Origin of the sequence: Stenotrophomonas sp. CASM106 (assembly GCF_049384825.1) — a bacterium.
Taxonomy (GTDB): domain Bacteria; phylum Pseudomonadota; class Gammaproteobacteria; order Xanthomonadales; family Xanthomonadaceae; genus Stenotrophomonas; species Stenotrophomonas muris.
In genome coordinates, this window is the sequence record NZ_JBMRFS010000012.1 from 89721 (window position 1) to 114451 (window position 24731).

A 24731-nucleotide genomic window follows, 5' to 3' on the forward strand; every position below is an offset into this window, starting at 1 on the left:
GTTACACCCGCACCGCAGCCAGATGTCACCCCTAGCCACGATGCAGCAGTTTGCGAACGGAGATTCACCATGAGCTATTTCCTTGATCGCTTGCAGTTCTTCAAGCGTGATCCACAACCCTTCGCCGATGGCCATGGGTTCAGCAAGAGCGAAGGGCGGGACTGGGAAAACAGTTATCGCGCCCGCTGGCAATACGACAAGATCGTACGTTCCACCCACGGTGTGAACTGCACGGGCTCCTGCAGCTGGAAGATCTACGTCAAGAACGGCCTGGTCACCTGGGAAACCCAGCAGACCGACTACCCGCGCACCCGCCCGGACCTGCCCAATCACGAACCACGCGGCTGCCCACGCGGCGCCAGCTATTCCTGGTACCTGTACAGCGCCAACCGGCTCAAGTACCCGCTGATCCGCGGCACCTTGCTGCGCATGTGGCGGCAGGCCCGCAAGACCCTGTCGCCGGTCGAAGCCTGGGCCAGCATCGTGCAGGACCCGGCCAAGTCGCGTGAGTACAAGCGTCGCCGCGGCATGGGTGGCTTTGTGCGCCTGAACTGGGACGAGGCCAACGAGATCATCGCCGCCTCCAACCTCTACACCACCAAGGAATACGGCCCCGACCGCATCGTCGGCTTCTCGCCGATTCCGGCGATGTCGATGGTGTCCTACGCGGCTGGAGCGCGCTATCTGTCGCTGCTCGGCGGTGCCTGTCTGTCCTTCTACGATTGGTATTGCGATCTGCCGCCGGCCTCGCCGCAGGTGTGGGGCGAGCAGACCGACGTGCCGGAATCGGCCGACTGGTACAACAGCCGCTACATCATCGCCTGGGGCTCGAACGTGCCGCAGACGCGCACCCCGGATGCGCACTTCTTCACCGAGGCGCGTTACAACGGCACCAAGACGGTGGCGATCTGCCCCGACTACTCGGAGCTGGCCAAGCTCACCGACCATTGGCTGCATCCCAAGCAGGGCACCGATGCCGCGCTGGCATTCGCCTTCGGCCACGTGATCCTGCGCGAGTTCCACGTCGACACGCCCTCGCAATACTTCCAGGACTACTGCCGCCAGTACTCGGACATGCCGATGCTGGTGCGCATCGAGCGCCGTGCCGATGGTCGCCTGGTGCCAGGCCACTTCCTGCGCGCCAGTGAGCTGGGCGGGCTGGGCGAAAGCAACAATCCGGAATGGAAGACGCTGGCGTTCGACGAGAACAGCGGCGAGATCACCGTGCCGAATGGCTCGGTCGGCTTCCGCTGGGGCGAGAAGGGCAAGTGGAACATCGAGGAAAAGGCCAGCGATGGCCATGACACGCGCCTGCGCCTGAGCCTGGCCGACATCCACGACGGTATCGAGGCGGTGAGCTTCCCGTATTTCGGCGGCATCGAGAGCGACGGCTGGACCGCCGCACCGGCCGAGGACGTACTGGAGCGCAACATCCCGCTGCGCCGCCTGCAGCTGGCTGATGGCGGTGAAGCGCTGGTGGCGACGGTCTACGACCTGCTGCTGGCGCAGTACGGCGTTGATCGCGGCTTCGGCGGCGGCAATGTCGCCAAGAGCTTCGATGACAACGTGCCGGGTACGCCCGCCTGGCAGGAGCGCATCACCGGCGTGTCACGCGCCGAGGTGATCGAGATTGCCCGTGAGTTCGCCCGCACCGCCGACAAGACCCATGGTCGCAGCATGATCATCGTCGGCGCCGGCATGAACCACTGGTTCCACAACGACATGAACTACCGCGGCCTGATCAACATGCTGGTCATGTGTGGCTGCGTGGGCCAGACCGGTGGTGGCTGGGCGCATTACGTGGGCCAGGAAAAGCTGCGCCCGCAGACCGGCTGGCAGCCGCTGGCCTTCGGCCTGGACTGGAGCCGCCCGCCGCGGCAGATGAACGGTACCTCGTTCTTCTACTTCAACACCGGGCAGTGGCGTTACGAGAAGCTGCAGGTGGACGAACTGCTGTCGCCGCTGGCCGATGCCTCCAAGTACAGCGGCAGCCTGGCCGACCTCAACCTGCGCGCGGTGCGCATGGGCTGGTTGCCGAGCGCGCCGCAGCTGGACCGCAATCCGCTGCAGCTGGTGCGCGAGGCCGAACAGGCCGGCATCGCACCGGCCGACTACGCGCTGTCCAAGTTCAAGGACGGTTCGCTGGACTTCGCCTTCGCCGATCCGGATGCCGCGCAGAACCACCCGCGGATGATGTTCATCTGGCGCTCCAACCTGCTCGGTTCCTCCGGCAAGGGCCACGAGTACATGCTGCGGCATCTGCTCGGCACGCGTCACGGCCTGCAGGGCAAGGACCTGGGCGAGATGGGCGCGCTCAAGCCCGAGGACGTGAAGTGGCGTGACGAAGCACCGGAAGGCAAGCTCGACCTGCTGGTGACGCTGGACTTCCGCATGTGCACCACCGCGCTGTACTCGGACATCGTGCTGCCGACCGCCACCTGGTACGAGAAGGACGACCTCAACACCTCGGACATGCATCCCTTCATCCACCCCCTGTCCAAGGCGGTGGATCCGGCCTGGGAATCGCGCAGCGACTGGGAAATCTTCAAGGGCGTCGCACGCACGCTCAGCGACATGGCACCGGGCGTGCTCGGTGTCGAGAAGGACCTGGTGCTGGTGCCGACCCTGCACGACACGCCCAACGAACTGGGCATGCCGTTCGGCGTGACTGACTGGAAGAAGGGCCAGTGCGAGGCCATCCCGGGCAAGACCATGCCGAGCATGGCGGTGGTCGAGCGCGACTATCCCAACCTCTACCGCAAGTTCACCTCGCTGGGCCCGCTGCTGGACAAGCTCGGCAATGGTGGCAAGGGCATGAGCTGGGATACCAAGCACGAGGTGGAATTCCTTGGCAAGCTCAACCACACCGTGCTGGGCGAAGGCATCAGCCAGGGTCGGCCGGCGATTGATACCGCCATCGATGCCTGCGAGGTGATCCTGCACCTGGCCCCGGAAACCAATGGCCATGTCGCAGTCAAGGCCTGGGAGTCGCTGGGCACCTTCACCGGCCGCGAGCACACCCATCTGGCGGTGGGCAAGGAGCACGAGGCGATCCGCTTCCGTGACATCCAGGCACAGCCGCGCAAGATCATCTCCTCGCCGATCTGGTCCGGACTGGAAGACGACAACGTCAGCTACAACGCCGGCTACACCAATGTGCACGAGCTGATTCCGTGGCGCACGGTGACCGGCCGCCAGCAGTTCTACCAGGACCACGAGTGGATGATCGACTTCGGTGAGGCCTTCATGAGCTACCGTCCGCCGGTCAATACACGCACGGTGGAGCCGCTGCTCAACAAGCGCCAGAACGGCAACAAGGAGATCGTGCTGAACTGGATCACCCCGCACCAGAAGTGGGGCATCCACAGCACCTACAGCGACAACCTGATCATGCAGACCTTGTCGCGTGGCGGCCCCATCGTCTGGTTGAGCGAGGACGATGCACGCAATGCCGGCATCGAGGACAACGACTGGATCGAGCTGTTCAACGTCAACGGTGCGATTGCTGCACGTGCGGTGGTCAGCCAGCGGGTGATGCCGGGCATGGCGATGATGTACCACGCCCAGGAACGCATCATCAACGTGCCGGGTTCGGAGATCTCCGGCACCCGTGGCGGCATCCACAACTCGGTGACCCGCATCGTGCTCAAGCCCACCCACATGATCGGCGGCTACGCGCAGCTGGCCTGGGGCTTCAATTACTACGGTACCTGCGGTACCAACCGCGATGAGTTCGTGATCGTGCGCAAGATGGACAAGATCGATTGGCTGGACGGTGAGGACGCAAATTCGAGTGCAACCGACGCCGCACGGGAGGTGGTGTGATGAAAGTACGTGCCCAGATTGCGATGGTCTTGAACCTGGACAAGTGCATCGGCTGCCACACCTGCTCGATCACCTGCAAGAACGTGTGGACCTCGCGCGAAGGCGTGGAGTACGCCTGGTTCAACAACGTCGAGACCAAGCCCGGTATCGGTTATCCCAAAGAATGGGAGAACCAGGAGAAGTGGAACGGCGGTTGGGTGCGCAACGGCAGCGGCAAGCTGGTGCCGCGCGCCGGTGGCCGCTGGCGCATGCTGGCCAAGATCTTCTCCAACCCCGACCTGCCGCAGATCGACGACTACTACGAGCCGTTCGACTTCGATTACCAGCACCTGCACGACGCGCCCGAGCTGAAGCATCAGCCGACCGCACGGCCGCGCTCGCTGCTGACCGGCCAGCGCATGGAGAAGATCGAGTGGGGCCCGAACTGGGAGGAAATCCTTGGTTCGGAGTTCTCCAAGCGTTCGCGTGACTACAACTTCGACAAGGTGCAGAAGGAGATCTACGGCGCCTTCGAAAAGACCTTCATGATGTATCTGCCGCGGCTGTGCGAGCACTGTCTCAACCCGGCCTGCGTCTCGGCGTGCCCGTCCGGCGCGATCTACAAGCGCGAGGAAGACGGCATCGTGCTGATCGACCAGGACAAGTGCCGTGGTTGGCGCATGTGTGTGTCGGCCTGCCCGTACAAGAAGATCTATTACAACTGGAAGAGCGGCAAGTCCGAGAAGTGCATCTTCTGCTACCCGCGCATCGAGATGGGCGAGCCCACCGTGTGCTCGGAAACCTGCGTGGGCCGCATCCGCTACCTGGGGGTGATGCTGTACGACGCGGATCGTATCGCCGAGGCCGCATCGGTGGCGGCGGAGAAGGACCTGTACCAGTCGCACCTGGATATCTTCCTGGACCCGTTCGACCCGGCGGTGATCGCCGCTGCGCGTGCCGAAGGCATCCCCGACAGCTGGCTGGAATCGGCCAAGCAGTCGCCGGTCTACAAGCTGGCCATCGACTGGAAGCTGGCGCTGCCGCTGCACCCGGAATACCGCACCTTGCCGATGGTCTGGTACGTGCCGCCGTTGTCGCCGATCCAGTCGGCGGCGGAGCGTGGCCATGTCGGCATGAGTGGCGAACTGCCGGATATCGCCTCGCTACGCATCCCGGTGCGTTACCTGGCCAACCTGCTGACCGCTGGTGACGAAGCGCCGGTGATCCGTGCCCTGGAGCGGCTGATGGCGATGCGTGCCTGGCGCCGCGCCAAGAACGTGGATGGCGTGGAAGACATGCGCGTGCTCGAACAGGTGGGGCTGACCCCGGCGCAGGTGGAAGAGATGTACCGCTACCTGGCCATCGCCAACTACGAGGACCGTTTCGTCATTCCGAGCGCCCACCGTGAGTACGCCAACGATGCGTTCGGCGAACGTGGTGGCTGCGGCTTCACCTTCGGCAATGGTTGCAACGGCGACAGCCCGGCTGACCTGTTCACTCAGCGCAAGACCACCACCTTCGCGGTGCATCCCAACCGCCAACATCGGCATGAGGTGGTGAAATGAGTGTGCTCAAGCTGATTGGCGTATTGCTGGACTACCCGCGTGACGAGCTCTGGCAGCATGGCGAGGAGCTGCTCGAGGCCTGCGATGATCCGGCACTGTCGCCGGCCCGTCGCAGGCAGTTGCAGACCTTCGTCCGTGACCTGCTTGCTACCGACCCGCTGGACGCGCAGGACCGCTGGCTGGCCACGTTCGACCGTGGCCGCTCGATGAGCCTGCTGGTGTTCGAACACATCCATGGCGAGTCGCGTGATCGCGGCCAGGCCATGGTCGACCTGATCGATGCCTACCGCAAGAACGGCTTCGAGCTGGATGCGCGCGAATTGCCGGACTACCTGCCGCTGCTGCTGGAATACCTCTCGCATCGGCCGCAGGCCGAGGCAAAGGACTGGCTGCACCACATCGGCCACATCGCCGGCATGCTCGCCGCACGCGCCGCCGAGCGGCAGCTGCCGCATGCGGTGCTGCTGGAGATCCTGGTCGAGGCGGGCGAGGGCAAGGTCAACCTGGCCGTTCTGCGCCAGCGGGCCAGCGAAGAAGTGCGCGACGACACCGTCGAAGCCATGGACCGCCTGTGGGAAGAGGAAGCGGTGCGCTTTGGCACCGATGCACCTTCGCAGGATTGCGATCCACCCCATCGTTCACCGGCACGCGCGCAGCCGCGGGAGATCCAGCCATGAATTACCTCAATCAGTTCGCCTTCCAGTTCTATCCCTACATCGCGGTGGCGGTGCTGTTGATCGGCAGCTGGGCGCGCTATGACAAGGCCATGTACAGCTGGCGTACCGGCTCCACCCAGTTGCTGTCCGACCGCGGCATGCGCTTTGGCAGCAACTGCTTCCACATCGGCATCATCGCCATCCTCGGCGGCCACTTCGTCGGCCTGTTGACCCCGCATGCGCTGTACGAGCCCTTCATCACCTCCTCGCAGAAGCAGTTGCTGGCGATGGTGGTGGGTGGCTTCTTCGGCGCACTGTGCTTCGTCGGCATCACCATCCTGCTGGTGCGGCGGCTGACCAATGCGCGGGTGCGTGCAATCGGCAGCTTCGGTGACACGCTGGTGCTGGTGCTGCTGTTCGCCCAGCTCTGTCTTGGCCTGTACAGCATCAAGGTCTCCGCCGGGCACCTGGACGGCGGGGTGATGGTGATGCTGGCCGAGTGGGCACAGCACATCGTCACCTTCCGTGCCGGCGCGGCCGATTATGTCGAAGGCGTGCATTGGGTCTACAAGGCGCACATCTTCCTCGGCCTGACGCTGGTGTTGATCGCACCCTTCACCCGCCTGGTGCATGTGTGGAGCGTGCCGATCAGTTACCTGTGGCGGCCATATCAAGTGGTACGTCGTCGCCAGGCCACGCTGCGCTACGGTCCGCGGGAGTAAGCCATGGGCAGCCTGCCACGCATTCTCCCCATCACCGTCATCGACTCGCAAACACCGGTGCCGGCCGAGGCCGGCCACCATCACGATGCCGACGATGGCCCGCGCAGCCTCGGCCAACCGGCACCGTGCAGCCTGTACGTGCAGGACACGCCGATCAGCGAGGCCGATATCGCCCGCGAGATGCAATACCATCGGGCGATGCGCCCGGAGCAGTCACGTGCCGATGCGGCGCGTGCGCTGGTGGTACGCGAGCTGCTGCGGCTGGAAGCCGAGCGGCTTGGTCTGGCTGACGCCCCCGGCGTCGGCCAGGAGACCAGCGAGGAAGCACGCATCCAGCAGCTGATCGAACAGGCGCTGGTAGACCGCGTGCCCAGCGAAGACGACTGCCAGCGTTACTTTGCGCAGAACCCCGAGCGTTTCCGCTCACCGGACCGCATCCGCGTACGCCACATCCTGCTGGCGGCACCGGCCGACGATATCGCCGGCCGGCTGAAAGCCCGCACCCTGGCCGAGAAGCTGATTGCCGAACTGCTGGAACAGCCGCACCTGTTTGCCGATCTGGCCGCGCGTCACTCGCAATGCCCGTCCAGCAGCGAAGGCGGCGATCTGGGCTGGCTGCAACGCGGCCAGACCACGCCGGAATTCGATCGCCAGGTATTCCGCCTGCGACAAGGCTTGGCCGGGTTCCCGGTGGAATCGCGCTGGGGCTACCACGTGGTCAGCATCGATGCGCTGGAAGCCGGTACGGCGCTCAGTTTCGAGCAGGTGCAGCCGCAGATCAGCGACTACCTGGAGCTACAGGTGCGCCAGCGCGACGTGCAGCAGTTCCTGCTGGAACTGCGCGAACGTTACCCGGTGCGTGGGCTGGAAGACATCGAAGCACAGGCTGAGTAAGACGCAATCCCCCAGGAGCGGCAATGAGCCAGAATCTACAGAACATCAGCAACGGCGAACAACAACGTGCGCTATGGCTGAGCACCTTCGCCTTCACCGTGTGTTTCGCGGTGTGGATGATCTTCGCCATCATAGGCATCCAGATCAGCGAGCAGCTGGGTTTGAACGACACCCAGTTCGGCCTGTTGATCGCCACCCCGGTGTTGACCGGCTCGGTGATCCGCGTCTTTCTCGGCATCTGGTCCGATCAGTTTGGCGGGCGCAAGGTGATGACCCTGGTGATGCTGTGCGGCGCGGTCGCGACCTGGCTGCTGACCTATGCACAGACCTACCCGCAGTTCCTGTTGGCCGCACTGTTCGTCGGCATCGCCGGCGGCAACTTCTCAGTCGGCGTCACCTATGTGTCCAAGTGGTTCCCGCCGGAGAAGCAGGGCACCGCGCTGGGCATCTTCGGTGCCGGCAACATCGGCTCGGCGGTAACCAAGCTGCTGGCGCCGCTGGTGATGGTGGCCTCGGGCTGGATGATGGTGGCCAAGCTGTGGGCGGTCGGGTTGGCGGTCACCGCCATCCTGTTCTACCTGTTCAGCAAGGAAGATCCCTCGCTGGAAGATCGTCGTCGCAGTGGCGTCAAGCCGATGTCCTTCGCCGAGCAGATGGCACCGCTGAAGAACCTGCAGGTGTGGCGCTTCTCGCTGTATTACTTCTTCGTGTTCGGTGGCTTCGTCGCGCTGGCACTGTGGCTGCCGCATTATCTGGTTGGCGCCTACGGCATGGACGTCGGCACGGCCGGCGTGCTGGCCGCGTGTTACTCGATACCGGCCAGCCTGTTCCGGGTGGTGGGCGGCTGGCTGTCGGACAAAATCGGTGCGCGGCGGGTGATGTACTGGACGCTGGGGGTGTCGTCGATCTGTACCTTCATCCTGGCCTATCCGGATACGCGTTATATCGTGCAGGGCATACACGGCGAGATCAGCTTCCACCTGGCGATCAGCGTGACCCTGTTCACCGTGCTGGTATTCGTTCTCGGCTTCTTCATGTCGCTGGGCAAGGCCGCGGTCTACAAGCACATCCCGGTCTACTACCCGCAGCACGTGGGCTCGGTGGGTGGTGTGGTCGGCATGATCGGCGGCCTAGGCGGCTTCATCCTGCCCATCGTGTTTGGCGCCCTGAATGATGCGCTCGGCATCTGGAGCAGCTGCTTCATGCTGTTGTTCGTGCTGGTCAGCATTTCCTTGACCTGGATGCACTTCGCCATCCGCCGGATGGAGCGTCGCAACTTCCCGCAGCTCGATCGCGAGACCGACCTGCCCGAAGCCATCGATGCCGGCGCGGTGGAGAAACAGCGTCGGGCTTGATCCAGATCAGGGAAACCCGGCGGTCACTGCGCGAGGATGCAGGCATGTCAGTAGAGACCGCCGGGATGGATGACGCCACATTGCATGTCGCACTGCTGCAGCAACCCGCGCACGTGTTGTTCCCGACGCCGGCTGAGCTGAGCCCTGGCTTTGCCGAAGCCGGCTGGCGTGCGGCCATGCAGGCCAGCAACGAGCATCTGATTCCGCGTGCGTTGACCCTGGGTTTCTGCGCACCGGCCCATGACCCGGAGCCGGCCGAAAACGTGCTGGATGCGCTGCTGGTATGCCTGCGCCTGCATGCCAACATGCTGGCCAGCGACCGCGAAGTGGCAGCCATGGTGCTGCAGCCGGGTATCGTCGAGCACCTGCCGCCCGCCCTGCTGGGCCGCTTGTTGGATGCGGTGCCGGAGCAGCTGTGCACCATTGCGCGGCCGCAGGTCGAAGTGCGTCTGGATGCAGCCAGCGATGTGGTACCGGCGTCATTGCGGGAGGTCGGTTGTACCCGGATGACGGTGATCGATCACGCCGGCGTCGATGGCCCGGCGATGCTGGCTCAGGCCCAGCAGGCCGCGTTCACTGCGTGTTACTACCAGCTGCGCGTGCCGTGCTACGCCGATGTGTCCTTCCTGCAGCGGCTGCAGCGGGTGCTGGAGCTGGCACCCGAACGCATCATCCTGCCATCGCCTGCCTTGCTGCCCGAATACCCGTTGCCGGCGGACTGGCTGCAGGCGTGGCGGCTGCTGCGGGCAGCCAGCTACCGCCCGTTGGGTGGCGACCACTACCAGCGGCCGGACCTGCCCATGCCGCTGCGCAACGGTGACGGCCAGCGCCATTGCGACCTGCTCGGGGTCCCCCGCCGCGAGCGCCATGACCTGCTCGGTATTGGTGTGGGCGCCTGCAGCCAGATCGGCGATGTGATCTGTCGCATCGCACCGGAGCCGCGCAACTGGCGCGCCTGCCTGGTGGTTGGCCAGCCTGGCATATCGTCCGGGCTTATTCTTTCCGAGCATGAACGTATGACCGATGAGGTGGTGCAGAGCCTGGCCTGCGACCACGCGCTGGACATGCGCGCCTTCGAATGGCGCAACGCGCAGCCGTTCGATGCCTGTTTCGAGCACGCCTGGAGCCGCGTCGCCATGTTCATCGAACGCGGCTGGCTGCGTCGTGACGGCGACATGTTGTTGATCCAGAACGAAGGTGAGCTGCTGTGGCGTATGATCGCAGCGTGCTTCCGCCCCTTGGCCGCTGTTGCTTGAAAACGGAATGACGTCACCCCCCCCCCCACCGCGCGGTCCTCTGGGAACCGCGACGCCCAATCCAGCCGCTGCCGGCGACGGTGACGCGCTGCATTTCTGCACGACCTGTGCGTTCTCCGATGCCTGCAGCTCGCAGGGCTATGACAAGACCGCGCTGAACGAGCTGCACGTGATGGTCGACCACGTCGGGCCCTACCACGCGGGTGATTACATCTTCCGCGCGGGTGAGCCCTTTGATGCAATCGCCGCGGTGCGTGCGGGCATGGTCAAGACCTTTGTCGACGACAGCCTGGGCAATGAACAGGTGCTGGGTTTTTCGCTGCCGGGCGAAGTGATCGGTCTGAATGCCATCCACGGTTCGCGCTATCCCTGCAATGCGGTGGCGCTGGATACCGTGCATCTGTGCCGCATCTCGTTTCCGCGCATCAGCATGCTGGCCAGTCGCATGCCTGGCTTGCAGGCCAAGCTGTTCAGCCTGCTCAGCGCCGAGATCGGCAAGGCCGCCTTGCTGGCGGCCAACTACCGCACCGAGGAGCGCATGGCCGCGTTCCTGCTGGATATCTCCAACCGCTACGCGCGGCGTGGATTTTCCGCACACCGCTTCAACCTGACCATGACCCGCACCGAGATCGCCAACTACCTGCGCATGGCCCCGGAAACCGCCAGCCGGGTGCTGCGCCGCTTGAGCGACGAAGAAGTCATCGCGGTGAAGCAGCGCGAGATCATCCTGCTGCAACCGGAGCGCCTGGCGCTGATGGCGGCCACCGATGACGCAAGCGAATGATGCCCAACCGAGGATGCATGCATGAACAAGCTGTGGGCGTTGTTGTTGCTGGCTGCCGCACTGCCGGCAGGCGCTGCTGATCTGACGGTATCGGCGGCTTCCAGCCTGACCGAAAGCTTCCGCGAGATATCCAGCGCGTATGAGAAGGCCAACCCGGGCACGAAGATCGACCTGAACTTCGCGGCCTCAGGCACCTTGCTGCAGCAGATCGCGCGTGGCGCACCGGTCGATGTGCTGGCCTCGGCCGACCAGGCCACGATGGCACAGGCCAGCACAGAAGGGCTGATCGATCCGGCAACCCAGCACGTGTTCGCGCAGAACAGCCTGTGGGTGGTGGTGCCGCCGCAGGCCAGCAACAAGCCGACCACGTTGGCGGCACTGGCCAGGGCCGATGTGAAGCGCGTTGCCATCGGCAACCCCGACAGCGTGCCGGTCGGGCGCTATGCACGCGGCGCGCTGCAGCAGGCCGGTTTGTGGCCGGCGATGCAGGCCAAGATGATCAGCACCCAGAACGTGCGCCAGTCATTGGACTATGTGGCGCGCGGTGAAGTGGATGCTGGTTTCGTCTACGCCACCGACGTGCAGGCGATGAGCGAGCGCGTGCAGCGTGCATTCCAGGTGCCGGTTGCTGGTGGCATCGCGTATCCGCTGGCGATGGTCAAGACCAGCCGCAATGCCGCCGAAGCCAAGCGCTTCATCGCCTTCGTGCGCTCGGCGCAGGGCCAGGCCATCCTGCACAGGCACGGCTTCGGCAGTCCTTGATGGTGGATCTGGACTGGAGCGCGTTGTGGTTGTCGCTGAAGGTGGCCGGCTGGGCGACCGCGATCAACCTTGTGCTCGGTGTTGGATTTGGCGCCTTGCTGGCGCGGCGGCGCTTTCCTGGCCGGGAGTTGCTGGACACGATACTCACCTTGCCGATGGTGTTGCCGCCAACGGTGCTGGGCTATTACCTGCTGGTGCTGATTGGCAGCAAGGGGCCGCTGGGAGCGTGGCTGGAGAGCAGCTTCGGAATCAACCTGGTGTTCACCTGGCAGGCGGCGGTGATTGCTGCTGCGGTGGCGTCGTTTCCGCTGGTGTTCAAGCCGGCGCGTGCCGCGTTCGAGGATGTCGACGGCCAGCTGGAACAGGCCGCGCGTACCCTGGGCGTGTCCGAGCTGGCGCTGTTCTTCCGGGTGACCTTGCCGCTGGCATGGCGCGGCATTCTTGCCGGCCTGCTGCTGGCGTTCGCCCGCGCGATGGGTGAGTTCGGCGCCACCATCATGGTCGCCGGCAGTATTCCCGGCCGCACCCAGACCTTGTCCATTGCCATCTATGAGGCGGTGCAGGCCGGCAATGACGGTCGCGCCAACGCCTTGGTGCTGCTGTCCTCTCTGGTCTGCATCAGCGTGCTGCTGCTTGCCGCACGACTGGTCGGGCGGCGGCAGGAAGGAGCGCGCAATGTGGCTTGAGCTTGATGTTCAGCGCCAACTGAGTGCGGCTGGACAGCAGTTCCAGCTGCAGGCGACCTTGCGTTGCACACAGCCGAACGTTGTGTTGTTCGGCCCGTCCGGCGCTGGCAAGAGTCTGACGCTGAAAGCCATTGCCGGGTTGCTGCAGCCGGATGCAGGAGTGATCCGCATGCACGCGCAGGCACTGTTTGATGCGGCGGCAGGTATCAATCTGTCGCCGCAGCGGCGCCGTATCGGCTATGTGTTCCAGGACTACGCCTTGTTCCCGCACCTTACGGTGCGGCAGAACGTCGGCTTCGGCCTGCAGCAGGGTCTGTTGAATCCGTCGCGCGCCCGCCGCGTTGATGCAGTGGAACAATGGCTGCAGGCTTTCCGCATCGATCACCTCGGTGACCTGCTGCCGTCGCAGATCTCCGGCGGCCAACGTCAGCGCACCGCCTTGGCGCGGGCGCTGGTGACCAAGCCGCAGGCACTGCTGCTGGATGAGCCGTTCGCCGCACTCGACCACGCCCTGCGTGCGCATCTGCGCCAGGAGCTTGAAACGGTGCTGGACCAGACCGGCATCCCGCTGCTGCTGATCAGCCATGATCCGGAGGACGTGGACATGTTCGGCCAGCAGGTGGTGCATCTGGCTGATGGCCGCGTGCAGGCCTGATTCTCCGCGTAACGATTAGTCCGGCTTGCCGTCCGCACGTGGGCGCCAGTAGATCCACCCCAACCGCAGCAACCACGGTGCAAGCACCAGCAGCCAGCCGGCGGCGGCGACGGCATGCCAATGCCAAGGATCGTCCAGCAACGGTGCGAGGATGCGCAGCACCGCAACCAGTTGCAGGCCGAGCAGGGCGACCCATGCGACCACCGGCATCACCAGTGCACGCCCGGAATGGCCTTGGGTCACACGCGTGACCATGGCCACCAACAGGCTGCCGAACAGGCCGATCGCCAAGGCATGTAGTGGCGCGCGTTCCAGCCAGCCGGTATGGCCGGCAAGCGCGGCGATGTCCTGCAGCAGATACAGCAGCATCGCCAGCGGCCACCACGCCAGTCCGTAAAAAAGCACGCTCAACAGCGGCGGCTTGGGTCCGCGCGGCCACCAACGCCACAGCGAGTACAGCGACAACAGCAGCAGGCCCGCATCGGCCAGCAGCGTCGCCAGTGGCTGCTGCAGCTGTTCCCCGGCCAGATGCAGCAGGCACAGTCCCCACAGGATCGCCAACCATTGTGGTGGCCGCCATGCCTGGTAGCCCGGCACCACGTTGCCGGCGAAGAACGGAAACATGCGGTGGGCGACGCTTGCGTAGATCGGCAGCAACAGCCCGAAGGTGCCAAGCGACACGCTCAGTGCCTGCCAGCGGATATCAGCGCCTGTGGCAGCGGCGGCGAAACCGAGCAGGCCGATCCAGCCCACCAGCAAGCCGGACCAGCATGACCACGCATGCCAGGTGCGGCCTTTCTCCTGCAACAGCAGGCGGCCGAGTACGACCAGCCCGAATGCCCATCCCAGCGCCGCCAGCAACAGGGCCAACCACATCCCGGGTTGCCAACCGCTGCTGGCGGTCAGCAGCGCGATCTGCGCGCCGAACAGTCCGCTACCAACGCCTGCGTATTGCCACCGCGGCAGTGCCGGCAATCCCATCCAGCGTGGGAATACGGTCAACAGGAAGCCGAAGATGAAACTGGGCAGCACTAGGTACTGCATCCACAGCCCATGCAGCCAGGCCGGCGGCACGGCGGGCACGGGCAGGGGGCTGCCCAGCTGCAACCCGGCCAGCCAGAGCGCCCACCAAGCCATCGCCAAGCCGAGATTGCAGACACCGATGAAGAACAGCAGCCGGTGTGGCGCATTGAATAGCTGCACGCGGGTCGTGAAAGTGTCCACGCAGCGAGTATCCGCCCCTTCGTCGCCGCCGGGACTGACCAATATCAAGGCCGGCGCCATCAGCAGAAAGCCGCGGCAAGCATCGCCAGATCAATGGTTGGCCGTAGCCCGGGTAAGCGCAGCGCACCCGGGGCGGTTGGTGCGGAGTGGGAGGGACGCCCAGATCCGTCGGCGTGGCGTTCGCACAGGAGTGAGCCACAGCACACATCGCGAGATTGAACGAAAGCCCGTAGCCCGGGTAAGCGCAGCGCACCCGGGGCAGTTGGTGCGGAGTGGGAGGGACGCCCAGATCCGTCGGCGTGGCGCTCACGCAGGAGCGAGCCACAGCACACATCGCGAGATTTAACCAAAGCCGTAGCCCGGGTAAGCGCAGCGCACCCGGGGCGGTTGGCGCGGATACGGATGCCCGGACCGCTCTTCCCGGGTGCGCTGCGCTTACCCGGGCTACGTTGCTGCGGGCGAGTGTGGTGCACCCTGGACGATAGTGGCCAGATCGTGATGGCAGGCAATCCGCCTGCCGCGGTGCGATGATGGAGCACGGGCGTAGCTGGCGTACCCTGCGGCCTGTGGGGGCTGATTGGCAGCGGGTCGACGCAACACGCCAGCGGCAAGTCATCTCTTCTTGCGGGGAAGCAGAAAGATGTTCCGGAGCAGCCTCGAAACAGCACCACTGGCACGCGGGTTCACCTTGATGGCATGGCTGCTGCTTGTGCTGTGCGCCTCGCTGCTGCTTGCACCTGCGCCGCTGCTGGCTGCGACCGAAGAAAGCACCGCTCAGGCGCAGGCCCCAGCGACGGTGCGCTATTACAACCGTGACATCCTGACCTTCCGCAGTGCGTTCATGGGGCGCTCGCCCTTGCAGCGGGCGCAGGTTGCCGAATTCAACATCAAGCGCATCGTCGACGAGCCGGGAACGCCCGGCGTCACCTTCAACGATACCGCCGCCGGTGTGATCCTGCTGCTCGGCGGGGAAGTCGTCACCCTCATCACGCCTGCCGATGTGGATACCGCGCAGGGCCAGAGTCTGGCCCAGGTACGCGAGGAGGTGCGCAGCCGGCTTGGCGAGGCGGTCGCCGCCGCCGAGCGCGAGCGTGCGCCGGGACGGGTGCTTCGCGGTGTGCTGCACAGCCTTGTCGCCACCGCACTGGCCGCCGCCTTGGCCTGGGTGATGGCCTGGCTGGCACGTCAGCTGCGGGCGGCGATGCTGGCCTGGGTGGGTAAAAAAGCCGGGACGTTGCGTAGCGTGCCGGTACGGCAGATGCTGCATGGGGCCAATGCGCTGGCCGACTGGTTGTCGCGCGCCTTGCTGCTGGTGGCGGTGCTGGTGCTGGCCGAGGAATGGCTGCGCTATGTATTCCATCAGTTCGACTACACCCAGCCGTGGGCAACGACGATGACGTTGTGGCTCGCTGCCCAGGCCAAAGCCTGGTTGTGGGCGGGGGTGGCGGCCATCCCGGGGCTGGTGACGGCGCTGATCATTTTCCTGCTGGCACGCCTGGCCAGCCAGATCATCGGCATCCTGTTCCGCGGCGTGCAGCATGGGCGTTTCCAGTTGTTCGGCATCGACCGCCAGTTGGCCGAACCCAGCCGCAAACTGATCGTCGCGGGCATCTGGCTGTTTGCGCTGGTGATGGCCTATCCCTATCTGCCCGGCTCGGGCAGTGATGCGTTCAAGGGCCTGACGGTGCTGCTGGGCGTGATGATCTCGCTGGGCGGATCGAGCATCGTCGGCCAGGCGGCGGCGGGTTTCACCCTGCTGTATTCAAGGACGATGTCGGTCGGCGATCTGGTCAAAGTGGCGGAGGTGGAAGGGCAGGTGATACAGATCGGTTTGTTCACCACCCGCATCCGCACCCTTACCGGGGTGGAGGTCAGCCTGCCCAACATGCATGTGCTCAGCGGCAAGCTGCTGAACTATTCGCGTGATCCGCAGGCGGCTGGCATGTGGCTGGAAACCGGCGTGACCATCGGCTATGACACGCCGTGGCGGCAGGTGCATCGGCTGCTGCTGGACGCGGCTGGCAGGACCGGGCATGTGCAGCACGCACCGCCTGCCTACGTGTTGCAGACCGCGCTCAACGACTTCTACGTAGGGGTTCACCCCCGTTTTCACGGACACTTACAAGAAGGCCGATCGAGGCCATGAGGAGTGTTCATGTCAAAGCGTCGCAAGTTCAGTGCCGAGTTCAAGCGTGGCGCGGTGGAGCAAGCCAGTCGGCCCGGTGTCAGCTGCGCCCAGGTGGCCCGTGAGCTGGGCATCCGCGACAGTCTGCTGACCCGCTGGAAGCGGGAGGCGGAGACGTTGGGGAAAGCCGCCTTTGCGGGTACCGGGAGCCCGCGTGACGAGGAGGTTGCCCGGCTCAAGCGCGAGTTGGCCAGGATCACCAAGGAGCGGGATTTTTTGCGCGCAGCGGCGACGTTCTTTGCCAAGGGATCATCCTGAGGTATCAGGTGATCGAACGTTGCCGCGATGAGTTTCCGATTCGCCTGATGTGCCGCTGCCTGCGGGTATCGACCAGTGGCTACTACGACTGGAGCAAGCGCCTGCCCAGCCCTCGTCAATGCGATAACGAGCGCTTGCTGGGCCGTATCCATGCGCTGCATCAGGACAGCCGGGGCACGCTGGGTGCCGGCCGCATGCAGGAAGATCTGGTCGAGGAAGGGCTGACGGCCAGTCGGAACCGGGTTGCCCGGCTGATGGCGTTGGCAGGCCTTCAAGGCTGGCCGCGCCCGAAACGGCGTGGTCAGTGCGCCCAACCGGCACTGACGCCGCCGTGCGTGCGCAACCTGCTGGAGCGTGATTTCAGCGCCCTGGAGCCGGAAACCAAGTGGGTGACTGACATTACCGAGATCAAGACCCAGCAGGCCAAACTGTATCTGTGTGTCGTGCTGGATCTGTTTGATCAGCGCATTGTGGGCTGGTCAATGCATCATCGGCAGGACCGGCAGATGGTGATCAGAGCGGTACAGATGACGGTTTGGCAACGGCAGGAGCGGCATCCGCTGATCCTGCACTCCGATCGCGGCAGCCAATTTCGTAGCGGTGATTACCAGGATTACCTGGCCGCCAATGGCCTGCTCTGCTCGATGAGTGCGGTGGGGCATTGTGGTGACAACGCCGCCTGCGAAGGCTTCTTTGGCCTGCTCAAACGCGAGCGGATATATCGCACAACGTATCCAACACTCGATGCCGCCAGGTCCGATGTGTTCGAATACATCGAGCGCCGCCACAATCCCAGGATGCGACGGCGCCGGGTCAAACAGGATCAGAAGTTTTCAGCCTTTTCCAAACAGTCCGTGATTTCGGGGTAGAACCCATCTGCTCGGCGATCTCCAGGGCGTCATCGACCTCTATACCTAGGTAACGCACGGTGCTCTCTAGCTTCGTATGCCCAAGCAATAGCTGAACCGCCCTGAGGTTTCGCGTCCGGCGGTAGATCAACGAAGCTTTGGTCCTGCGCATCGTGTGCGTGCCGTAGGAACCCGACTCGAGGCCAGCATCTTCTACCCAGCGATGGACGATGCGGGCGTACTGCCTCGTCGACAGGTGGGGCGAGTCCGAAATACGGCTTCTAAATAGAAAATCCGACTGCTTGAGCTCAGCGTGGGTGATCCAAGCCTGCACGGCCTCGCGAGTCGATTGGGTGATCTCGAACTGGACGGGTCGGCCGGTCTTCTGCTGCATCACGATGGCGCGGGATGCCATTTGACCGCTATGGGAAACATCCGATACCCGCAGCTTCACCAAGTCGCAGGCGCGTAGCTTGGAATCGATCGCCAGGTTGAAGAGGGCGAGGTCACGGACCTTGTGGCCGAGCTGAAGGCGAATGCGAATAGCCCAGATGTCTTTCAGCTTGAGCGGTGCCTTCTGCCCGATCAGCTTGCCCTTGTTCCAGGGCTCGTGGTGCTGATATGTGTGAAGAATTGCCATGCCCAACTCCTGATGAAGGGTTGGTCAGGCTTCTCCTACACCCAGAAGGAAGGCGTGATGCGACCCAAAGCGGACTCAGGCACGCAGCGCATCGACCACCAACCGGAACGCAGGTGATGGCTGCCTCCGACTGGGGTAATACAGGTGGTATCCAGGGAATGGCGGGCACCACCGCGCAAGCACCCGTACGAGTTCGCCCGATTCGAGGTGCGGCGCGAACTCGTCTTCGGGCAGGTAGGCGATGCCCAAGCCACCCAGCGCGGCCGCGACGATGTGGTGGCTGGCGTTGAAGATGACTTGCCCTTCCACGCGCACGTTCTGCTGCCGACCAGCCCGCTCGAACTCCCACACGTAGAGCCCGCCATGCGTCGGGAACCGGATATTGATGCAGCGATGCGCGACCAGGTCCCGTGGCGTCTTCGGCGGAGGATGCTTTTCCCAGTATGCGGGCGATGCGACTGCCGCCATGCGTAACCTGGGCCCGATCGGCACGGCGATCATGTCCTTGTCGATCTCCTCGCCCATCCGCACGCCGGCATCGAAACGATCCGCCACGATGTCCCGTAAGCCATAGGAGACATCGAACTCGATGTGGATGTCGGGGTACTGATGCATCAGCGGCGCGAGCTTCGGCAGCAACGTGGTGCGCAGCACGTGGTCGCCGCAGGTGATGCGTACCGTCCCGGCGGGTTTCTCGCGCAGTTCGGTAATGGCATCGAGCTCGGCCTCGATTTCGTCGAAGCGATGTCCAATCGCCCGCATCAGGCGCTCGCCGGCAGGCGTTGGTGCCACGCTGCGCGTGGTGCGGGTAAGCAGGCGGATCTGCATCCGCGCCTCCAGGCCGCTGATCGCCTGGCTAACGGCCGATTGGGTGACCCCCAATTGGGCGGCAGCACGCGTGAAGCTGCCCTCGCGCGCGACGGTGACGAAGGCAAGCAAATCGTTGAGGTTGCTCCTGGCCATGGAAGCCAGTGTGCCACACACATCAATTAGCAGAGCTAATGGATGCATTCAGTAATCAGTACCTAGTCGCTGAAGCGACGCGGCGCCAGACTGGCCGGGCAATGGTGGTCTTCCGACCACCGCCAGGAGACTCAAATGAAAGCATTCGCACTGTCCGCCGCGCTGATGTTGGCCTTGTCACCCCTTGCCGCCGGCGCCCAAGACGTCCCGACCTCAGGAGGAAAGACGATGGCGCTGACCCAGGACTGGGACAAGGTGTTCCCAAAGAGCGACCGGGTCGAGCACCGGAAGGTAACGTTCAAGAACCGCTACGGCATCACGCTGGCGGCCGACCTGTACCAGCCGAAGAACGCCAGCGGCAAGCTGGCGGCGATCGCGGTGGGTGGCCCCTTCGGCGCGGTGAAGGAACAGTCGTCCGGCCTGTATGCGCAAACGATGGCCGAACGCGGTTTCGTCACCCTGGCGTTCGATCCGTCCTACACCGGCGAAAGCGGCGGTGAGCCGCGCAATGTCGCCTCTCCCGACATCAATACCGAAGATTTCAGCGCCGCCATCGATTTCCTCGGACTGCAAGCCAACGTCGACCGCGAGCGCATCGGCATCCTCGGCATCTGCGGCTGGGGCGGCATGGCGCTCAATGCCGCCGCCGTGGACAAGCGCGTCAAGGCCGTCGCGACCAGCACCATGTACGACATGACGCGCGTCATGTCCAAGGGCTACAACGACAGCGTGACCCTCGAGCAGCGCACGCAAACCCTGGAGCAGCTGAGCCGGCAGCGTTGGCAGGACGCGGAGAAAGGCGCTCCCGCGCATGGTCCGGCCATGAACGAGCTGAAAGGCGGCGAAGCGCAATTTCTGGTGGACTACCACGACTACTACAAGACGCCGCGCGGCTTCCATCCGCGGTCCGTCAATTCGAACGGCTCGTGGACCGTCACCAACCCGCTGTCGTTCATGAACATGCCGCTGCTGACTTACATCAACGAGATCGCGCCGCGCCCGATCCTATTCATCCATGGCGAAAAGGCCCACTCTCGCTACTTCAGCGATACCGCCTACGCGGCCGCGGCGCAGCCGAAGGAGCTGATGATCATCCCGGACGCGAACCACACGGACCTGTACGACCGCGTGGACGTGATTCCGTTTGACAAGCTGACGGCCTTCTTCCGGCAGAACCTGGCCGCGCAATGACCACGTTGATGGACGTTCCGGCAGTCACCGGCCAATACGAGGCCACGGCGCGCCCCGCCCACTGGGGCGGTGTGCTCGCCATGACGCTGTGCGTGTTCGCGCTGATCGCGTCGGAGTTCATGCCCGTGAGCCTGCTGACGCCGATGGCCGCCGACCTGCACGTCAGCGAAGGGCTGGCGGGCTATGGCATCGCCATCTCCGGCGCGTTCGCAGTGATCACCAGCCTGTCGATTTCCACGCTGGCCGGCAGCATGAACCGCAAAACCCTGCTGCTGGCGCTGACCGGACTGATGGCCGTGTCCGGTGCGGTGGTCGCGCTGGCGCCGAACTATGTCGTCTACCTGGCGGGACGCGCACTGATCGGCGTGGTGATCGGCGGTTTCTGGTCGATGTCGGCCGCCACCGCGATACGTCTGGTGCCGACCGCGCAGGTGCCGCGCGCGTTGGCAGTCTTCAATGGCGGCAACGCGTTGGCGACCGTGATCGCGGCGCCGCTGGGCAGTCACTTGGGTTCGGTGGTCGGCTGGCGCGGCGCCTTCTTCTGCCTGATCCCGGTGGCTGCCGTCGCCTTCATCTGGCAGTGGATCAGCTTGCCGTCCATGGCCGCCGAGCGCGCCGACGGCTCCGGCAATGTATTCCGTCTGTTCAAGCGTCGCACCGTGGTGCTTGGGATGGCCGCCTGCGGTGCGTTCTTCATGGGGCAGTTCACGCTGTTCACGTATGTGCGGCCCTTCCTGGAAACGGTGACTCGCGTGGATGTGTCCACGCTGTCCCTGATCCTGCTCGCGATCGGGATCGCCGGCTTCATCGGTACGGCGATGATTGGCACCTTCCTCAAGGGGGGCCTGTATCGCATCCTGATCGTCATTCCTGTTCTGATGGCGGCAATCGCGCTCGCGTTGATCCCCTTGGGTGCTTGGATGTGGCCAGTTGCAGTTCTCTTCGCGTTGTGGGGACTTCTGGCCACTGCGGCACCCGTCGGCTGGTGGAGCTGGATCGCGGATGCGATGCCGGAGGAGGATGCCGAAGCCGGTGGCGGCCTGATGGTCGCCGTGATCCAGTTGGCGATCGCATTGGGCTCCACCGTGGGCGGGATGTTGTTCGACGGCAGCGGCTACCGAAGCACGTTCGTGGCGAGCGCAGTGGTTCTTCTGCTCGGTGCCTTCCTGACGTTGCTGACGTCGCGCGCGTCGGCCGGACGGGCCGCTTGAGCAATGGTTAATAGGCGGCCCCTCGCGTTTAACGATGCTCGTTCCACATTGCGGCTGTTGCGGCAAGCGAGCCTGCTGGTGCTCGGCCTGTTGATACTGGGAGGCTGCAATGCCAGTGAGCGAAAGGAACCTGTCGGGAATGTTCAAGAGGTCATCGAAGTACCTGCCACACAGGAGAGAGCCCGCATGTGGATGACCATCGGCGAACATCGCTTCTCTATCACGTTGGCGGATACCGATGCCGCGCGGGCATTCGCGGCCCGGCTCCCCTTGACATTTGAGATGGCCGAGCTCAACGGCAACGAGAAACACGTCGACTTGCCGCAAGCATTGCCCACCGATGCAAGCCATCCCGGCACGATCCGGAACGGCGATCTGATGCTCTATGGCTCGAAGACCGTGGTCCTCTTCTACGAGACCTTCCGTTCATCCTATTCCTATACCCCGCTGGGACACGTGAACGATCCCCATGATCTAGGACGGGTGCTTGGCCATCGTAGTAGTCGAGTGGCCTTTTCAGAATGACCGCTTCTGGCCGAAAGCGGACATCGGTGCCATGCCAAGAGTCCAACTGGCTGGCTGCTGTGACCACTTCGTTTGGCGGCGCTGTCCAACTGCTTGGTTGTTAGTAGCATGACCTGAGCAGGAACCGATGGGTCGCTACACTAGCCGAGGCCGGGGTCGAACTGTCGGCGGGCAGCGTGCACGATAGCTATGGCAGCACGCTGGCCGAGACGACCAATGGGCTGTACAAGGCCGAGGTGATCCATCGGCATTCGTGGCGCAATCGCGATCAGGTGGAGCTGGCCCCACGCTGGACTGGGTGTACTGGTACAACCACCAATGACTGCTGGGGCCGATCGGGAACATCCCGCCAGCGGAAGCCGAAGCGGCTTACTATCGGCAGCAAGCCGGTCAGGCCAAAGCGGCCTGACTCAAACCAAATGGCCTCCAAGAAAGTCGGGGCGGTTCAATGCCTGTTTTGCATCGACGTGAGGCTTTGTTGCATCTTCGGTCCGCCCAATTGGCTGGAGCGGTTGATCAGTGCGTCCCGTACTTGCAGCTCCGTTACCTGCCGTTCGAAGGTGCAGCGCCGCCGCAGTCGGCCTGTACCAGGAACGTTGCTGGTGGGTTGGGTGCCAGCTTGGCATTGAGATCCAAGCGATCCTCTTCCCGGAAGAAGTCTTCAGCAGGACTGGGGAAGCCGCAGGCGGCAGTGCTACCGAGAACGGGTAGAGGTAGGGACGATGAGGCGTCCCGGACAGGCCAGACTGTCACAGGCAAGGTTTTCATGGGCGTCGATGGCCAAAGCCGTGAGCTGTGGCGCGATGGGAGTTGTGTTAGTAATATTACTACTTCCCATCTGCCCGTCTGTCCACCCCCATCCTAGTGAGATGGGGGTAGAGCCCTGTTCAACTTGTCGTGGGAGATCCAGAGATTGAGTCGAGGCCGGATGTCTTGAACACTATTCGTGTCGGTCTATGGGCTGACTGGAGCAGTCCGGAGCAGGTCTGGGGAGGATGAAATCAGCCCATGCCTGCATCATGGGGCGTCGTTGCTCCAGCAGATCGGTGCGGTGATAGGCAGCTTCGACCTTGTTTTGGACAGTGTGGGCCAGCGCGCGTTCAGCAAGATCCCGAGCATAGCCTTCCTCGCTGCACCAGTCGCGAAAGCTTGACCGGAAGCCGTGCGCGGTGGCTGTCCGCTTGTCGCTATCGCTGTGGGCCTTCAGGCGGCGCAATAGCGCAGTTAGGGTCATGTCCGAGAGGACTGTTCGGGACTGGATCGATGGGAAGACCAGATGATCGTGCTTCCCTGCCTGTACCTGCAGCAAAGTGATGGCTTGTTCAGAGAGTGGGACACGATGGGTCTGGCTGGCTTTCATGCGATCGGCAGGAATGATCCAGACTTTGTTGCGCAAATTGAACTCATCCCAAGTCATTCCCCTGACTTCGCCAGAGCGCGCAGCGGTCAAGATCAAAAACAGCAGCGCACGTTTGGTGACATCTAGCTCGTTTGTATCCGCCAGTCTGGTTTTGACAAACGCCGGGATGTCGGCCCAAGGCATGGCCGGTTGATGCTCTTGTCTGACCGTCTTGCTGGGTTGTACCGGTAGCAGATGGGTGACTACATCCACGGGGTTGGCTTGGTTGAACCCGTGTGCCCAGCCCCAGGCCATCACGGCATGCAAACGCTGCTTTACCCTGGAAGCGGTCTCTGCTTTTTCCAGCCAGATCGGGCGCAAGACATCGGCCATATGACGAGGCTGAAGTTGATCCATCGGTAGGGAGCCGATCTTGGGGAAGGCGTACTCGGTAAGCGTGTTGATCCACTGCTGGGCGTGCTTGGCATTCTTCCACCCTGGCTTGAGTTCGGCATGTACCTGTTCTGCCGCCTCTTGGAAGGTTGGCATCACGGGTGCAGCAACTGCGGGCGCCTTGGTCGCCAGGGGATCTTGCCCAAGTGCAATCTCTTCGCGCATTTCGCGAGCCAGCTTGCCGGCAAGGGCGATGCTCACATGCGGGTAGCTGCCGAGGCCTGCATTGCGGCGTTTGCCAGTGGTAGGGCTCACGTAGCGTAGGACCCACTTACCTTGCCCCTTCTTTGTGCGTGAAGGATGCAGGCTTAGGCCGGGGACTCCGCCGTGTGGCAGTGCTGTGCTCCCGGGAGTGGTGCTTCTGGCTTTGATGTCGGTAAGCAGTGCCATGGGTGTCTGGTATGCCATCTGGTATGCCATCCAGTATGCCATCTGGTATGCCATTTCGCGTTGGGTGGTGATGGGTGTTGCTGGACGGTGCTGGATGACGTCACTTGTAAGCCATTGAAAATAAATGGCAAATATATGTTATTTGCGATGCCGCTGGATTTCCTTGGACGGATCTATGGCAGTCCCCCTCTCCGCCAGATAAAGAAAAAGGGCTGCCGAAAGGCAGCCCTTTTTCTTTATCTGGCGCGGGACGCGACGCGCTCTGCGCGTCGCCCCACACGTTGCTGCGCAACGCGTGGGCCCCTCCCTTTGCCGGCCTCTCCCCGCCCCTGTCGGGGCAGCCCCTCAACAGAGGGGCTTGGTCC

General features: G+C 63.8%; 20 protein-coding genes and 1 pseudogene. 17 read left to right on the forward strand and 4 right to left on the reverse strand.

Annotated elements, in window-relative coordinates; all coding sequences use genetic code 11:
• Positions 1 to 69: 69 nt before the first annotated feature.
• From VG556_RS20275 to VG556_RS20325, 11 genes are read left to right on the forward strand one after another with little or no spacing between them, the layout of a single operon-like run.
• Complete coding sequence (locus tag VG556_RS20275) at positions 70 to 3825, forward strand: nitrate reductase subunit alpha (RefSeq protein ID WP_049450915.1); 3756 nt, start codon at positions 70 to 72, stop codon at positions 3823 to 3825.
• Entirely contained in the window at positions 3825 to 5369 is a 1545-nt protein-coding gene (gene narH, locus VG556_RS20280) for a nitrate reductase subunit beta (RefSeq protein ID WP_049450918.1), read from the forward strand. Before VG556_RS20275 ends, narH begins: the two co-directional genes overlap by 1 nt.
• A complete protein-coding gene (narJ, locus tag VG556_RS20285; protein ID WP_004146539.1) occupies positions 5366 to 6046 on the forward strand; it encodes a nitrate reductase molybdenum cofactor assembly chaperone in 681 nt (226 codons plus the stop codon). The genes narH and narJ overlap by 4 nt, the downstream gene beginning before the upstream one ends.
• A complete protein-coding gene (narI, locus tag VG556_RS20290; RefSeq protein ID WP_004146540.1) occupies positions 6043 to 6747 on the forward strand; it encodes a respiratory nitrate reductase subunit gamma in 705 nt (234 codons plus the stop codon). Before narJ ends, narI begins: the two co-directional genes overlap by 4 nt.
• 3 nt (positions 6748 to 6750) lie before the next feature.
• A complete protein-coding gene (locus VG556_RS20295) occupies positions 6751 to 7641 on the forward strand; it encodes a peptidylprolyl isomerase (protein ID WP_004146541.1) in 891 nt (296 codons plus the stop codon).
• Between the two features lie 23 nt (positions 7642 to 7664).
• A complete protein-coding gene (locus VG556_RS20300; protein WP_004146542.1) occupies positions 7665 to 8996 on the forward strand; it encodes an MFS transporter in 1332 nt (443 codons plus the stop codon).
• Between the two features lie 44 nt (positions 8997 to 9040).
• Positions 9041 to 10252: a coproporphyrinogen III oxidase gene (locus VG556_RS20305; protein ID WP_049450920.1), complete on the forward strand. Its 1212-nt coding sequence runs from the start codon at positions 9041 to 9043 to the stop codon at positions 10250 to 10252.
• 7 nt (positions 10253 to 10259) lie between these two features.
• Positions 10260 to 11036 (forward strand): helix-turn-helix domain-containing protein, encoded by a 777-nt coding sequence (locus VG556_RS20310; protein ID WP_099482037.1) that lies wholly within the window; start codon positions 10260 to 10262, stop codon positions 11034 to 11036.
• 21 nt (positions 11037 to 11057) lie between these two features.
• Positions 11058 to 11798, forward strand: a complete 741-nt coding sequence (modA, locus tag VG556_RS20315) for a molybdate ABC transporter substrate-binding protein (protein WP_049450922.1) — start codon at positions 11058 to 11060, stop codon at positions 11796 to 11798.
• Between the two features lie 2 nt (positions 11799 to 11800).
• Positions 11801 to 12484 (forward strand): molybdate ABC transporter permease subunit, encoded by a 684-nt coding sequence (modB, locus tag VG556_RS20320; protein WP_032968995.1) that lies wholly within the window; start codon positions 11801 to 11803, stop codon positions 12482 to 12484.
• Positions 12474 to 13139 carry a sulfate/molybdate ABC transporter ATP-binding protein gene (locus tag VG556_RS20325; RefSeq protein ID WP_004146558.1) on the forward strand — a complete coding sequence of 222 codons (666 nt, stop codon included), beginning with the start codon at positions 12474 to 12476 and terminating at the stop codon, positions 13137 to 13139. The genes modB and VG556_RS20325 overlap by 11 nt, the downstream gene beginning before the upstream one ends.
• Positions 13140 to 13154: 15 nt before the next feature.
• On the opposite strand, the gene VG556_RS20330 is transcribed toward VG556_RS20325, so the two are convergent.
• Positions 13155 to 14363, reverse strand: coding sequence for an NnrS family protein (locus VG556_RS20330; protein WP_032968996.1), 1209 nt, complete (start codon positions 14361 to 14363; stop codon positions 13155 to 13157).
• 691 nt (positions 14364 to 15054) lie between these two features.
• Here VG556_RS20330 and VG556_RS20335 point away from each other — a divergent pair.
• On the forward strand, positions 15055 to 16509 hold the full coding sequence (locus tag VG556_RS20335; protein ID WP_158230173.1) for a mechanosensitive ion channel family protein: 1455 nt from the start codon (positions 15055 to 15057) through the stop codon (positions 16507 to 16509).
• Between the two features lie 9 nt (positions 16510 to 16518).
• Positions 16519 to 17675, forward strand: a protein-coding gene (locus tag VG556_RS20340) for an IS3 family transposase (protein ID WP_087986235.1) whose coding sequence is annotated in 2 segments (ribosomal slippage) — positions 16519 to 16759 and positions 16759 to 17675 — 1158 coding nt in all. Because the reading frame shifts where the segments join, the coding sequence is not laid out codon by codon here.
• Here VG556_RS20340 and VG556_RS20345 read toward each other — a convergent pair.
• Positions 17620 to 18294, reverse strand: coding sequence for a tyrosine-type recombinase/integrase (locus tag VG556_RS20345; RefSeq protein WP_004146585.1), 675 nt, complete (start codon positions 18292 to 18294; stop codon positions 17620 to 17622). The genes VG556_RS20340 and VG556_RS20345 overlap by 56 nt on opposite strands.
• A 75-nt stretch (positions 18295 to 18369) precedes the next feature.
• The gene (locus VG556_RS20350; RefSeq protein WP_032969003.1) at positions 18370 to 19257 is read right to left on the reverse strand and encodes a LysR family transcriptional regulator; all 888 of its coding nucleotides are present in this window, start codon (positions 19255 to 19257) and stop codon (positions 18370 to 18372) included.
• 135 nt (positions 19258 to 19392) lie between these two features.
• On the opposite strand from VG556_RS20350, the gene VG556_RS20355 reads away from it, so the two are divergent.
• The 4 genes and pseudogenes from VG556_RS20355 to VG556_RS20370 all read left to right on the forward strand — a co-directional run.
• Positions 19393 to 20448 carry an alpha/beta hydrolase gene (locus tag VG556_RS20355; protein WP_004146588.1) on the forward strand — a complete coding sequence of 352 codons (1056 nt, stop codon included), beginning with the start codon at positions 19393 to 19395 and terminating at the stop codon, positions 20446 to 20448.
• Positions 20445 to 21659, forward strand: coding sequence for an MFS transporter (locus tag VG556_RS20360; protein WP_004146589.1), 1215 nt, complete (start codon positions 20445 to 20447; stop codon positions 21657 to 21659). The genes VG556_RS20355 and VG556_RS20360 overlap by 4 nt, the downstream gene beginning before the upstream one ends.
• A 186-nt stretch (positions 21660 to 21845) precedes the next feature.
• On the forward strand, positions 21846 to 22184 hold the full coding sequence (locus tag VG556_RS20365) for a cyclophilin-like fold protein (protein ID WP_004146590.1): 339 nt from the start codon (positions 21846 to 21848) through the stop codon (positions 22182 to 22184).
• A gap of 125 nt (positions 22185 to 22309) precedes the next feature.
• Positions 22310 to 22593, forward strand: a pseudogene (locus VG556_RS20370) (integrase core domain-containing protein); the annotation flags it as partial.
• A gap of 531 nt (positions 22594 to 23124) precedes the next feature.
• Here VG556_RS20370 and VG556_RS20375 read toward each other — a convergent pair.
• Positions 23125 to 24420 carry a tyrosine-type recombinase/integrase gene (locus tag VG556_RS20375; RefSeq protein WP_306463829.1) on the reverse strand — a complete coding sequence of 432 codons (1296 nt, stop codon included), beginning with the start codon at positions 24418 to 24420 and terminating at the stop codon, positions 23125 to 23127.
• Positions 24421 to 24731: the final 311 nt, after the last annotated feature.